Origin of the sequence: Micromonospora sp. URMC 105 (assembly GCF_051386295.1) — a bacterium.
GTDB lineage: Bacteria > Actinomycetota > Actinomycetes > Mycobacteriales > Micromonosporaceae > Micromonospora.
In genome coordinates, this window is the sequence record NZ_JBPQTL010000022.1 from 1 (window position 1) to 12,971 (window position 12,971).

General features: G+C 71.1%; 14 protein-coding genes. 5 read left to right on the forward strand and 9 right to left on the reverse strand.

Annotated elements, in window-relative coordinates; translation table 11 throughout:
- Positions 1-7: 7 nt before the first annotated feature.
- A complete protein-coding gene (locus ACSNN7_RS10185; RefSeq protein ID WP_436680434.1) occupies positions 8-859 on the reverse strand; it encodes a hypothetical protein in 852 nt (283 codons plus the stop codon).
- Between the two features lie 37 nt (positions 860-896).
- Positions 897-2,741 carry a phosphoenolpyruvate carboxykinase (GTP) gene (locus ACSNN7_RS10190; protein WP_436680435.1) on the reverse strand — a complete coding sequence of 615 codons (1,845 nt, stop codon included), beginning with the start codon at positions 2,739-2,741 and terminating at the stop codon, positions 897-899.
- Between the two features lie 449 nt (positions 2,742-3,190).
- On the opposite strand from ACSNN7_RS10190, the gene ACSNN7_RS10195 reads away from it, so the two are divergent.
- Both ACSNN7_RS10195 and ACSNN7_RS10200 read left to right on the forward strand, forming a co-directional pair.
- Positions 3,191-3,727: a GtrA family protein gene (locus ACSNN7_RS10195; protein ID WP_436680488.1), complete on the forward strand. Its 537-nt coding sequence runs from the start codon at positions 3,191-3,193 to the stop codon at positions 3,725-3,727.
- Positions 3,728-3,789: 62 nt separating this feature from the next.
- Positions 3,790-4,506 (forward strand): GtrA family protein, encoded by a 717-nt coding sequence (locus ACSNN7_RS10200; RefSeq protein WP_436680436.1) that lies wholly within the window; start codon positions 3,790-3,792, stop codon positions 4,504-4,506.
- 69 nt (positions 4,507-4,575) lie between these two features.
- On the opposite strand, the gene ACSNN7_RS10205 is transcribed toward ACSNN7_RS10200, so the two are convergent.
- Positions 4,576-5,148 carry a PH domain-containing protein gene (locus ACSNN7_RS10205; RefSeq protein WP_436680437.1) on the reverse strand — a complete coding sequence of 191 codons (573 nt, stop codon included), beginning with the start codon at positions 5,146-5,148 and terminating at the stop codon, positions 4,576-4,578.
- Positions 5,149-5,267: 119 nt separating this feature from the next.
- Positions 5,268-6,143, reverse strand: a complete 876-nt coding sequence (locus ACSNN7_RS10210) for a biotin--[acetyl-CoA-carboxylase] ligase (RefSeq protein ID WP_436680438.1) — start codon at positions 6,141-6,143, stop codon at positions 5,268-5,270.
- Between the two features lie 84 nt (positions 6,144-6,227).
- On the opposite strand from ACSNN7_RS10210, the gene ACSNN7_RS10215 reads away from it, so the two are divergent.
- Positions 6,228-7,811, forward strand: coding sequence for an acyl-CoA carboxylase subunit beta (locus tag ACSNN7_RS10215; protein ID WP_436680439.1), 1,584 nt, complete (start codon positions 6,228-6,230; stop codon positions 7,809-7,811).
- A 39-nt stretch (positions 7,812-7,850) separates the two neighbouring features.
- On the opposite strand, the gene ACSNN7_RS10220 is transcribed toward ACSNN7_RS10215, so the two are convergent.
- From ACSNN7_RS10220 to ACSNN7_RS10235, 4 genes are all read right to left on the reverse strand, one after another.
- Positions 7,851-8,732: a hypothetical protein gene (locus ACSNN7_RS10220; protein WP_436680440.1), complete on the reverse strand. Its 882-nt coding sequence runs from the start codon at positions 8,730-8,732 to the stop codon at positions 7,851-7,853.
- Positions 8,725-9,225, reverse strand: coding sequence for an RNA polymerase sigma factor (locus ACSNN7_RS10225; protein WP_436680441.1), 501 nt, complete (start codon positions 9,223-9,225; stop codon positions 8,725-8,727). The genes ACSNN7_RS10220 and ACSNN7_RS10225 overlap by 8 nt, the downstream gene beginning before the upstream one ends.
- Positions 9,226-9,288: 63 nt before the next feature.
- A complete protein-coding gene (locus ACSNN7_RS10230; protein WP_436680442.1) occupies positions 9,289-10,272 on the reverse strand; it encodes a ketopantoate reductase family protein in 984 nt (327 codons plus the stop codon).
- A 25-nt stretch (positions 10,273-10,297) separates the two neighbouring features.
- Entirely contained in the window at positions 10,298-11,041 is a 744-nt protein-coding gene (locus tag ACSNN7_RS10235) for a M50 family metallopeptidase (protein ID WP_436680443.1), read from the reverse strand.
- Between the two features lie 101 nt (positions 11,042-11,142).
- On the opposite strand from ACSNN7_RS10235, the gene ACSNN7_RS10240 reads away from it, so the two are divergent.
- Positions 11,143-11,694 carry a Uma2 family endonuclease gene (locus tag ACSNN7_RS10240; RefSeq protein WP_436680444.1) on the forward strand — a complete coding sequence of 184 codons (552 nt, stop codon included), beginning with the start codon at positions 11,143-11,145 and terminating at the stop codon, positions 11,692-11,694.
- Positions 11,695-11,819: 125 nt separating this feature from the next.
- Positions 11,820-12,572, forward strand: a complete 753-nt coding sequence (locus tag ACSNN7_RS10245; protein ID WP_436680445.1) for a GH25 family lysozyme — start codon at positions 11,820-11,822, stop codon at positions 12,570-12,572.
- 92 nt (positions 12,573-12,664) lie between these two features.
- Here ACSNN7_RS10245 and ACSNN7_RS10250 read toward each other — a convergent pair whose 3' ends face one another.
- Positions 12,665-12,895, reverse strand: a complete 231-nt coding sequence (locus ACSNN7_RS10250; RefSeq protein WP_436680446.1) for a hypothetical protein — start codon at positions 12,893-12,895, stop codon at positions 12,665-12,667.
- Between the last annotated feature and the right edge of the window lie 76 nt (positions 12,896-12,971).

Consider the following 12,971-nt stretch of genomic DNA (forward strand, 5'->3'; position numbering starts at 1 on the left):
GGGTGGGTCAGGTGGGGTCGGGGGTGTGGGTGGCGCGGTGGAGGGCGTAGAGGGCGAGGGTGGCGGCGGCGATGAGGGGGGCGCCGTCGCGGATCAGGCCGTCGACGCCGAGCAGCCACCAGCAGAGCGGCAGGTGGATGGCGAGCACGCCCAGGGTGATCGCCACCAGCAGGGTGCGGGCCCAGCGCTTGCCGCGCATCAGGAACGCGGTGCAGAGGAGCACCGCGTAGCTGACCGCGATGCCGGCGAAGAACCAGAACAGCACCGCCGGTACGGCGATCAGCCGGCCGTCGAGGATCGCGCCGCCGGCGACCAGCGCGGGTACCAGCATCAGCGGGCTGTACGTGAAGGCGGCGACCCGGCTGGTGAGCAGCCACCCGGTGACCGGTGGGCGCTTCGGGGCGGCCTCCCGCCAGGAGATCGTGCCGCCGGAGACCACCAGGGTCTTCCGGTGCCGGACGAGGTGCGCGCCGATCACCTCAGAGCGGTAGAGCAGCGCCACCACGCTCACGCAGAGCGCGGTGAGCAGGGCGAAGCCGAGCAGCCCGGGCAGCGGCGGCACCCCCTGCCGGGGCACCACCAGCCGGCCGACCGCGAAGACGGTGGTCACCGCGAGGATCAGCCCGAGCGGCTTGGCGACCGTACGACCCCGGTTGACGTGCCCGATCAGCAGCAGAAAGCCGAGCGAGCGGAGCATCGCCCAGCCGGTGCGCACGGCCAGGCCGAACTCCTGCTCCGGGGCGTACCACCAGTTGAGCAACTCGACCACGACGGTGGTCGCCGCCGTGACGGCGAGCAGCGTGGTCAGCACCCGGACGACGGACGGCCGCCGGACCTGGGTCTCGGCGGCCGTCCTCATGGGATCCGATGTTGCCCGGTACGGGCAACCGTCACACCTACTTCTGCGGCTGCTCCGCGTCGAGCCGGGCGCGCAGCGCGTCCAGCTCGGCCCAGAGGACACCGGGCAGCTTGTCGCCGAACTTCTCGAACCACTCGGTGACCAGCGGAAGCTCCTGGCGCCACTCCTCCGGGTCCACCTTGAGCGCGATCCGGACGTCCTCCGGGGTCATGTCCAGACCCTCGACGTCCAGGGCGTCCTGGGCCGGGACCATGCCGATCGGGGTCTCGACCGCGTCGGCCCGGCCCTCGAGCCGCTCGACGACCCACTTGAGCACGCGGGAGTTCTCGCCGAAGCCGGGCCAGAGGAAGCTGCCCTCGGGGTCCTTGCGGAACCAGTTCACGTAGTAGATCTTCGGCAGCTTGGCCTCGTCGCCGTCGACGCCCTTGCCCATCTCGATCCAGTGCCGGAAGTAGTCACCGGCGTGGTAGCCGATGAACGGCAGCATGGCCATCGGGTCGCGGCGGACCACGCCGACCGCGCCGGACGCGGCGGCGGTGGTCTCCGAGGAGAGCGTGGCACCCATGTAGACGCCGTGCACCCAGTCGCGGGCCTCGGTGACCAGCGGGATGGTGTCCCGGCGGCGGCCGCCGAAGAGGATCGCGTCGATCGGCACGCCGTTGGGGTCGTAGTAGTCCTCGGCGAGGATCGGGCACTGCGTGATCGGGGTGCAGAACCGGCTGTTCGCGTGCGAGGAGAGGCTGTCGCTCTCCGGCGTCCAGTCGTTGCCCTTCCAGTCGATCAGGTGCGCCGGCGGCTCACCCATGCCCTCCCACCAGATGTCCCCGTCGTCGGTGAGCGCCACGTTGGTGAAGATGGAGTTGCCGCGGTCCAGCGTCCGCATGGCGTTGGCGTTGGTCTTCCAGTCGGTGCCGGGCGCGACGCCGAAGAGGCCGTACTCCGGGTTGACCGCGTAGAGGCGGCCGTCGGCACCGAAGCGCATCCAGGCGATGTCGTCGCCGATGGTTTCGACCTTCCAGCCCGGGATGGTCGGCTCCAGCATGGCGAGGTTGGTCTTGCCGCAGGCGGACGGGAACGCGCCGGCGATGTGGTAGACCTTGCCCTCCGGCGAGGTGATCTTGAGGATCAGCATGTGCTCGGCGAGCCAGCCCTCGTCGCGCCCCATCACGCTGGCGATGCGCAGCGAGTAGCACTTCTTGCCGAGCAGTGAGTTGCCGCCGTAGCCGGAGCCGAAGGACCAGATCTCCCGGGTCTCCGGGAAGTGCGAGATGTACTTCGTCTCGTTGCACGGCCAGGCGACGTCCTGCTGGCCGGGGGCGAGCGGGGCGCCGATGGAGTGCAGCGCGTGCACGAAGTCGGCGTCGTCGCCCATCGCCTCGAGGACCTTGGCGCCCATCCGGGTCATGATCCGCATCGAGGCGACCACGTACGGGCTGTCGGTGAGCTCGACGCCGAACATGGGGCTCTCGGCCTCGACCGGGCCCATGCAGAACGGGATGACGTACATGGTGCGACCGCGCATGCTGCCGCGGTACAGCTCGGTCATCGTCCGCTTCATCTCGGCCGGCGCCATCCAGTTGTTGGTGGGGCCGGCGTCCGCCTCGTCGACGGAGCAGATGTAGGTGCGCTCCTCGACCCGGGCGACGTCCGTCGGGTCCGTGCGCGCGTAGAACGAGTTGGGCTTCTTCTCCGGGTTGAGCCGGATCAGGGTGCCGGACTCGACCAGCTCGTCGGTGAGGCGCCGCCACTCCTCATCAGACCCGTCCACCCAGACCACGCGGTCGGGGGTGGTCAGTGCCGCGACTTCTCTGACCCAGGCGAGCAGCTTGGGATGGGTAGTCGGGGCCTGATCGATACCCCGAACAGTAGCCGGAGCAACCATGACACATCTCCTTGTGGTCGACGCTGACCGTTCTATGGATGCACGAGTCTGGCGGGCGCGAGCCGCGTCGCCATCGTGGAAACCTGGGATTGCGCTCAGCGTAAACCGGGCCGAGCCGCGAGTCAGTGGGACTGGTTGTGAAGAACTGCACAAGGTACGGCCCGGCTGCGGCATCACGAGCTAATACCCGCTTTCGCGCGCAGTTTCACGCAAATCCTGCGGCGAACTCTCGTCGCCCATCGGAACGGACGATGACGGACGGCGGAACCGGGCTTGCGGTGACGGACCCGTCGATGGACGATCCGTACGGCGATCGCCGTACGGGGAGTTACGCTCTGCTCACCGGCAGCGGTGCCGGGCGACCGGCGTCAGGAGTGATCCGGGCCGGCTCGCCGTTGCTGCGCGTCCGACTCGCTCCCGACCGGTACTCTCGGCGGGTGGCCGCGACGATGACCGGCGACCAGCCAGGGTCTCCGCAGACCCGTCCGAGCCTGGTCCGCACCCTGCTGGACCGCTTCGGTCACCTCGTCCGCGAGCTGAGCAAGTTCGCCACCGTGGGCGGGATCGCCTTCCTCATCGACTTCACGCTCTTCAACTACCTGACGAGCGTGCGCGGCGTCGAGCAGGTCACCGCCAAGACGATCTCCACCGTCATCGCGGCCACCGTCGCCTTCATCGGCAACCGGTTCTGGACCTGGCGGCACCGCAAACGCTCCAACCCGGCCCGCGAGTACGCGCTGTTCTTCTTCTTCAACGCGGTGGGCCTGGGCATCGCCGTGGCCTGCCTGGCGCTCAGCCGGTACGGCCTGGGCAGCATCTGGCCCACGGTGTTCCAGACGCCGCTGGCCGACAACATCGCCAGTTTCATCGTCGGCACCGGCCTGGGGACGCTGTTCCGGTTCTGGTCCTACCGACGGTTCGTCTTCGTGGAAGCGGGAAACCCCCCGGTTCCGGAGGCGGCGCACGACCGGCCGCCAAGGGCGTGACCTGCCGCCCACCCGTCCGGCCGGAACCTGCCGGCCCCGCCCACTGCCCTAAGGTGTTCCGCATGCGTCTTGTCCGTCTGCTGCCCGAGCGCTGGCAGAAGTTCATCAACGAGGCGCTCAAATTCGGCATCGTCGGCGGCATCAACACCGTCATCAATTACGCGGTGTTCAATGTCCTGGCACTCACCGTTTTCGTCAACGGTCAGCTGAAGGCGACCGTGATCGCCACTGTGGTGGCGACGATCACGTCGTATCTGATGAATCGGCACTGGACGTACCGGGATCGACCGAAATCCGCGATGAAGCGGGAATACGTCCTGTTTTTCCTCTTCAACGCGACCGGCCTCCTGATCGAGCTGGGCGTCCTCGCCGCCGCCAAGTACGGCCTCGGCGTCAACAGCCTGCTCGCGCTCAACGTGGCGAAGACCGGCGGCGTGCTGCTGGCCACCATGTTCCGGTTCTGGTCGTACCGGACCTTCGTGTTCCAGCCGGTGCCCAAGCACGCCGAGGAGACCTGGCACACGATCCACCGGGACGAGTGGGACACCATGGCCGAGCTGGACCCGGTGGCCGAGCTGGCCGAGTCGGTCAGCGAGCTGGAGGAGGCCCAGCAGCAGCCGGCGCAGCGCCGGAGCGCTCCGGCCGCCGAGCCGGTCTTCCGGCAGCCGCAGGGACGCTCCGCCCCGCTCGACGCGGGCCTGGCCGGCACGGTCGACGCCGACCTCGACGCCGAGTTGGCCGCGGAGCTGCAGGTCGGCACCCGCCGCCCCCGCCGCTGACGCCCCCACCCACGACGGTCGTGGCGGTGTCCGCGCGGACACCGCCACGTCGACGAGCCCGAGGGCCGGTCAGCTGGTGGGATCGCGCAGCGACTTGCCCTCGCGCATGTCGGCCAGGATGTCGCGCATCTCGCCCTCGCCCAGCGAGTGCTTGTCGTGGTGGGCCTCGACCAGCTCGTAGAGCTTGGTCTGCACCTTGCCCACGGACGGCACGTCGTGCAGCACGGACTGGCCGCGCTCACCCGCCGACTCGATGGTGAGCGTGCCGCAGCCGAGCAGCCGCTCGACGAAACGCTGGCTCATCGCGTGGTCGTTGATCCGGGTGAGCGGGATGTCCCGCCGGTCCCGGGAGAGCACGCCCTGCTGCAGCAGCACCCGCTCGTTCGTGAAGAGGTAGTGCGTGCTGCGCCAGACCAGGAACGGCCAGAGGCCCAGCCAGAGCGCCAGCACCAGGAACAGCCCGGCGATCACGTACAGCGCGATCGTGCCGCCGTCGCCGTCGGGCAGCAGGACCCAGCCCGCCACCACGGCGGCGACGCCGAGGACCAGCACCAGGATCGGCCGCAGCAGCGCCTTCCAGTGCGGGTGCAGATGCAGCACGACGTGCTCGTCCTCGGTGAGCACGTCTTCGGGGAACGCCACGGGAAACCTCCTCGGCACGGATCGGACGCGCTGACCGTAACCGGTCACCGCGACCCGGTGGATCAGCCGCGCGGGCCCGATCGCGCCCCTGCGGCTGCACGATCGCCGGTGATCGGAGTTCAGCGCAGGTGCAGCACGTCCCCGGCGGCCAGCCGCCGCTCACCGGCGCCCGTGTCGACCACCAGCTGGCCGTCGGCGTCCACCCCGGTGGCGAGGCCGGTCAGCTCGCCGCCGTCGGGCAGCAGCACCCGTACCCGCCGGTCGACCGTGGCGCAGGAGGCGAGGTAGGCGTCGCGCAGGCCGCTGGCCACCGCGTCGCCGCCGGCGTTACGCCAGCGGTCGTACCAGTCGGCGAGCGAACGCAGCAGCGCCCGCAGCAGCGGGTCGCGGTCGGTGGCCACCGCCCCGGCCAGTTGCAGCGAGGTGGCCGGCAGACCGGTCGGGTTCTCCGGCAGCTCGTCCTCACGCAGGGTGACGTTGAGCCCGACCCCGAGCACGATCGCGGGCGGCTGCGCCGGGGACGGGCCCGGCACCGCCTCGGCCAGGATCCCGGCGCACTTGGCGTCGCCGACCAGCAGGTCGTTCGGCCACTTCAGCCGGGCCTCCAGCTCGGCCAGCCGGACCACCGCCTCGACCAGCGCGACGCCGGCGAGCAGCGGCAGCCAGCCGTACCCGGTGGGAGGTGCCGGCGGCCAGCCGCGGTCGGCGACGGCCTCGCCGGGCCGCAGCAGGACGCTGGTCGCGATGCCGGCCCGGGCCGGCGACTGCCACACCCGGCCCCGCCGGCCCCGGCCGGCGGTCTGCCGCTCGGCCACCACCACCAGGCCCTCCGGTTCACCCGCGCGGGCCGCCGCCACGGCGTCCGCGTTGGTGGAGCCGGTCTCGGTGCGCAGGTCGAGCCGGCGCCAGGGCCCCTGCGGCGCGGTCAGCGCCCGGGACAGCCGCGCCGCCGACAGCGGCGGGCGGTCCAGATCGGTGTACGGCGAGCCCGGCATCCCGCCAGCCTACGGCGTTGCGACGGAGGGTATTGAGGCGTACTGCACAGCGGCGTCGTCCTGAACCATCGTTATATTCCCTGGGTGACTACCGAGACCGGGATCAACATCCACAGCACCGCGGGCAAGCTGGCGGACCTGGAGCGACGGGTCGACGAGGCGGTGCACGCCGGGTCGGCGCGCGCCGTCGAGAAGCAGCACGCGAGGGGTAAGAAGACCGCCCGGGAGCGGATCGAGCTGCTGCTCGACGAGGGCTCCTTCGTCGAGCTGGACGAGCTGGCCCGGCACCGGTCGACGGCGTTCGGGCTGGAGCGCAACCGCCCGTACGGCGACGGCGTGGTCACCGGCTACGGCACGGTCGACGGCCGACAGGTCTGCGTCTTCGCCCAGGACTTCACCGTCTTCGGCGGCTCCCTCGGCGAGGTCTTCGGCGAGAAGATCGTCAAGGTGATGGACCTGGCCATGAAGATCGGCTGCCCGGTCGTCGGCATCAACGACTCCGGCGGCGCCCGCATCCAGGAGGGGGTCGCCTCGCTCGGCCTCTACGGCGAGATCTTCTTCCGCAACGTCCGGGCCAGCGGCGTCATCCCGCAGATCTCGCTGATCATGGGTCCCTGCGCGGGCGGCGCGGTCTACTCCCCGGCGGTCACCGACTTCACCGTGATGGTCGACCAGACCTCGCACATGTTCATCACCGGCCCGGACGTCATCAAGACGGTCACCGGTGAGGACGTGGCGATGGAGGAGCTGGGCGGCGCTCGCACCCACAACTCGCGCAGCGGCAACGCGCACTACCTCGCCAGCGACGAGGAGGACGCGATCGAGTACGTCAAGGCGCTGCTGTCGTACCTGCCGTCGAACAACCTCGACGAGCCGGTCGTCTACGAGGCCCCGGCCGACCTCGACATCACCGAGGAGGACCGGGAGCTGGACACGCTCATCCCGGACTCGGCCAACCAGCCGTACGACATGCACCGGGTCATCGAGCACGTGCTCGACGACGGCGAGTTCCTGGAGGTGCAGCCGCTCTACGCGCAGAACCTCGTGATTGGCTACGGCCGGGTCGAGGGACGCCCGGTCGGCGTGGTGGCGAACCAGCCGATGCACTTCGCCGGCACCCTGGACATCGCGGCCAGCGAGAAGGCCGCCCGGTTCGTGCGCACCTGCGACGCGTTCAACATCCCGGTGCTGACCTTCGTGGACGTGCCCGGCTTCCTGCCCGGCACCGGCCAGGAGTGGGACGGCATCATCCGGCGCGGCGCCAAGCTGATCTACGCGTACGCCGAGGCGACCGTCCCGAAGGTCACCGTGATCACCCGCAAGGCCTACGGCGGCGCGTACGACGTGATGGGCTCCAAGCACCTCGGTGCGGACCTGAACTTCGCCTGGCCGACCGCGCAGATCGCGGTGATGGGCGCGCAGGGCGCGGTGAACATCCTCTACCGCTCCGAGCTGGCCGACGCCGAGGACCCGGCCGCCGTCCGGGCCGAGAAGATCGCCGAGTACGAGGACACGCTGGCCAACCCGTACATCGCCGCCGAGCGCGGGTACGTCGACAGCGTGATCCCGCCGCACGAGACCCGCGCGCAGATCGTCCGCGCGCTGCGGGTGCTGCGTACCAAGCGGGAGACCCTGCCGCCGAAGAAGCACGGCAACATCCCGCTGTGAGCCGCGGCCAGGGGTCGGCGCCGGCGCCGGCCCCTGGCGTCAGCAGGCCGGGTTGGCGGCGGCGCACATCCGCTCGGCGGCAAGCACCGCCAGGCGGCGGAGTTCGAGCTCCCCACCCAACGAACCCAGCTTGAGGACCGTCACCAGGTCGCCGACCCGCACCACCGCGGTGCTCTGCGGCTCAGGGGGGAAGGCGAGCACCTCCCCGTCGGCGTCGTCGCGCCGTGATTCGCTGATCGTGTGTCGTACCACCACCGACTCGTCACCGGCGAATCCCCTGCCCACCACGTCCCAGCGGTGCCGGGCGAAGATGTCGGCCCACTCGCCCTCAGCGATCTGTCCGCGTTGGGTGTCACCCCAGTCGCGGCACGCGTCGACCCGCCGGTCGATGCCGGCGAAGAGCGACCCCGTGACCTGCGGGTCGACTCGGTAGACGTCCTGAATGAGCTGAATTGACGTGTCGAAGTCCAGGCCGGACGGGTGCGGCGATTGTGTCGGCGGGTTCCGGCTGAGCGACTGCGAGCGGGAGTAACGGGACCTCTCCCAGGCGGGCGACACCCGCTTCTGCTCCAAGCACCGGGTCCATTCCGGCTCGACCACGACCGGCTCCGCCAGACCGGACTGGGTGAATCGTTCGTCGACCTTCGCCGACATGTCCTCGGGCTGCAGCAGCGCCTCGATCGGAATCTCCGCCCGAACCGCCGGCGACGGCACCGGTCCGGCCGGGTGGGATCGTCCGCTGCCCGCGGGCAACGCGGCCACTGCCGGGGCAGACAGCACGACGAGGATCGCGACGGCGGCCCCCACCGCCCGGCGCGTGCTGCGGCGTCGGGCCCTGATCCGGATCTCGGCCGCATCGGGCCAACGGACGTCCCGCAGGTCCCGGCGCAGCACGTCGACGAAGTTCAGGTCGTCACGCATCAGCGGTCTCCTCCAGATCCACGACGGCGAGCAGCCTCGCCAACGCGGCCCGGCCCCGAGAGAGCCGGGCCTTGACCGTGCCGACGGGCGCGTCGGTCTCCCGGGCCACCTCGGCGACAGGCATGCCGAGCAGGTAGTACAGGGCCAGCGCGACCCGCTGCTCCTCGGGGAGCTGGCGCAGGGCGGCCACCACCTCGACAGTGTCGGTGCCCGGGGCGGGGGTGGTCTCGACCGTGCCATGGCGCAGGTAGGCCCGGGCCCGGCTGCGCAGGCTGCGCCAGCGGCTGACCGCGATCCGGGCGGCCACCACCCGGACCCACGCCTCCGGGTCGTCGTACCCGCCGACGGTCGACCAGCGCTGCCAGGCCCGGATGTACGCCTCCTGCACGGCGTCCTGGGCCTCGGTCAGGTCGCCGGTCAGCACGTAGACGTACCCGAGCAGCCGTTGCCGGCTGCCCCGGTAGAAGTCGTCGAACCCGTCGACGTCGGGCACCTGCTCACCTCCGAAGGGCGGTCGGAGGTGACACGCGCGGTGGGACCCTGGCGGTTGCCCGGATCAGCCGATCATCTTCGCCAGCTCGGCGGGCGGGAAGCCGCCCGCCGGGATCCGCTCGCGGACCGCCCGGCGCACCGCGGACGCGACGGCGGCGTTCACCGGGGCCGGCACCCCGTGCAGCCGACCCAGCAGGACGATCTCGCCGTTGAGGTGGTCGACCTCGGTGGAGCCCACGCCCCGGGCCAGGCTCTGCCAGGTGGAGCTGCCGGAGCGTTCCTGCCCGTCGACCGGCCGGTGCCCGACCCGGTCGCCCCGCTCGGCGGCCTCCTCCTCGGTACCGGTGTGCGCGATCCCGGCCGCCGCGAGCACCGCCTGCCCCTCCGCGCGGACCCGGTCGCGCAGGTCGGCGGGGACGTCGCGGCCGAGCAGCGCCTGTAGCCCGTTGCCCAGGTTGGCCAGCAGCTTGCCGTACTTCCACCGCATCACGTCGTCGCGCACCGGAGCGACGAAGCCGGCGCCGGTGAGGTCGGCGGCCACCGCGTGGTCCAGCGCGTCCGAGCCGGACGGGTAGCGGCCGAGGTGCAGCATGCCCGAGTGCGGGTACCCGTTGGCGACGACCACGCCCGGCTCCAGGTGGGTGGCGGGGAGCCAGACGCAGACCGCGTGGACCCGGGCGAAGAGGCGCAACGCGGCCGACTCGTTGGCCACCCCGTTCTGGGCGGTGAAGAGCGGCAGCCGCTCGCCCGCCGTGCCGCCGCCGGCGACCGGCGCGTCCGCCCAGGCGGCCAGCGCGGCCGGGGTGTCCTGCGACTTGACGGTGAGCATCAGGACGGTGTCGGCGGGCAGCGGCCGCTGCTCGGGAGCGTCGGTGACCGGGCCGCACCAGGTCACCGTGCCGTCCGGGGTGCGCAGGGTCAGCCCACGCCGCCGGATCGCGTCCAGGTGCGCGCCGCGGGCCACCAGCGTCACGTCGTGGCCGGCCTCTGCCAGCCGTACGCCGATCGTGCCGCCGACCGCACCCGCCCCGATGATCACGTACCGCATGCGGCCATTCTGCTCCCCGACCGGCTCAGATCGTCAGGCCGGCATCGGTGAGGATCGGGCCGGCGAGGAGCATCGCGCCGACGGCCAGGGCGAGCAGGTTCACCAGGCCGAAGACGGTCACCCAGAACAGCGCGGGGAACGGGGTGAGCCGGGCCAGTTGGTCGGCGTCGGACTGCGGCATCCGTCCCCGGCTGCGCAACCGTTGCAGCTCCACCACCGGCCGTACGCCGCCGAGCAGCAGGAACCAGACGCCGGTCCAGGCGAAGGCGGCCTGCACCTGCGGCGAGGCGTACCAGGAGACGGCGAGCACCACCCCGCCGGTGACCAGCAGCGACAGCACGCCGAAGACGTTGCGGATCAGCACCAGCATGGCCAGCAACAACGCCACGGCCAGCCAGAGCAGCAGGGTGATCCGGTTGCCGCCGAGCAGCCAGGCACCGGCGAGGCCGACCAGCGACGGGGCGACGTACCCGGCCAGCAGGGTGAGGATCATGCCGGGGCCGGTGGGGCGGCCGGCGGAGAGGGTGAGGCCGGAGGTGTCCGAGTGCAGCCGGATGCCGTGCAGCCGACGCCCGGTGAGCAGCGCCGCCAGGGCGTGGCCGCCCTCGTGGGCGATGGTCACCGCGTTGCGGGCGACCCGCCAGGGCAGCCGGGTGGCGACCACCGCCAGCGCGACGAGAGCGGTGACCAGGACGAGCAGCGGGGGTGGGTCGGGCTGCGCGCCGAGGAGCTTGTCCCAGGTCTCGCCCAGTCCGTTGATCGACACCATGGGCGGGGAGCCTACCCGCCTCGGCTGGCGTGGCTCGGGGACCGCGGCCCCGTATCGTGTGAGACTGACCGGGTGGCGAGCGGAGCGGGAGGTGAACGCCGGTGAGCGCGGCACCCCTGGAGCCTCATGTCGGCCTCTGGACAGAGGCCGACTACTTCGCCATGGGTGAGACCCCGAACCGGATCGAGTTGCTCGACGGGAGCCTGATCGTGACCCCTGTCCCGAGCAGGCGCCACCAGTTGGTGTCTCGCCGCCTCGCGAACAGTGCGGAGGCGGCGGCCGAGGGCCATGGTCTCTCGGTCTTCGACGCCGTCAACGTTCGTCTCGGCATTGACCGGATCGTCATCCCGGATGTCGTGGTCGCCGCCACCGACGACGAGGGCACCGTGGTCGAGGCCGGCGAGATCGCTCTGGTCTGCGAGATCGTCTCGCCGGGGAACGCCGCCGCCGACCGGCTCGTCAAGATGCAGCTCTACGCGATCGCGCGGATCCCGTGGTACCTGCTGGTCGAACAGGACGGCGAGACGCACGCGCTGCGGCTCTACCGGCTCGACGGTGAGCACTACGTCGAGGACCAGGTGGCCAAGGCCGGCGAGACGCTGTCCGTGACCGAGCCGTTCCGGTGGCAGATCGATCCGGCCTCGCTCCGCTGACCGATCCGGATCAGGCGGGCGGCCACATACCGACGTCGATGAAAATTTCCTCAGCCGCTCTTGCGATCTAGGGCAACTACCTCCAAGGATTGGCGTCAATCGATCGGCGTCCCTGGGAGGCACCCATGACCCGTACCAGATTTTCCCTGCGCCGGCTCCTCGCCGCCGGCCTCACCGTCGCCGCCACCGCGGCCGCGGCCCTCGTCGCGACCGCCGGACCGGCGGCCGCGGCCACCACCCCCGGCATCGACGTCTCCCGCTACCAGGGCACCATCAACTGGACCAGCGTCCGCAGCGCCGGCATCCAGTTCGCCTTCATCAAGGCCACCGAGGGTACGAGCTACAAGGACCCGAACTTCAACGCCAACTACGTCAACGCCTACAACGCCGGGGTGATCCGCGGGGCGTACCACTTCGCCCGGCCAAACATCTCCGCCGGCTCGACCCAGGCCAACTACCTGGCCTCCAACGGCGGCGCCTGGTCGGCCGACAGCCGGACCCTCCCGGCGGCGCTGGATCTCGAGGCCAACCCGTACAGCGGCGGCTACTGCTACGGCCTGAGCACGACCGGCATGCGGAACTGGGTCCAGGACTTCCTCAACACCTACCGCTCCCGCACCGGCCGGTACGCGGTCATCTACACCACCACCAGCTTCTGGAACCAGTGCACCGGCAGCTGGACCGGCCCCTGGGCGAACCACCCGCTCTGGGTGGCCCGCTGGTCCACCAGCCCCGGCACCCTGCCCGCCGGCGCCCCGTTCTGGAGCTTCTGGCAGTACACCGCCACCGGGCGGGTCTCCGGAATCAGCGGCGACGTCGACCGCAACTACTGGAACGGCGACCGGGCGCGGCTGATCGCGCTGGCCAACAACACCTGATCGGCAGCACACGCGAACGGCGGCAGCGGGACCGATGATCACCCCTGGTGGGGTCGACAACCGGTCCGGCTGCCGCCGTCGTCCGTACGCGGTCAGACCCTGCGTCGCGTGGCCATCGACACGGGCACGGCCTCCCGGCCGGCCAGTGCGGACCGCCGGGACAGGCGCCAGGCGGCGACTCCGGCGGCGGTGACCGTCACGACGGCGAGCAGCGCCACCAGCGCCGGCATACCGGCACTGATCAGCAGCAGAACGATGTCGCCGAGGGCAACGAGCATCCACAGTGCCAGCCGGGGGCGGGCGTCCTTGCGTCGGTAACCCATGTCGTGCCTCCTTCCGTCGTCACGGGAGAGATACCCCGAACGAAGGAAGGTCATGCGAATCCATTTCACGCGGACG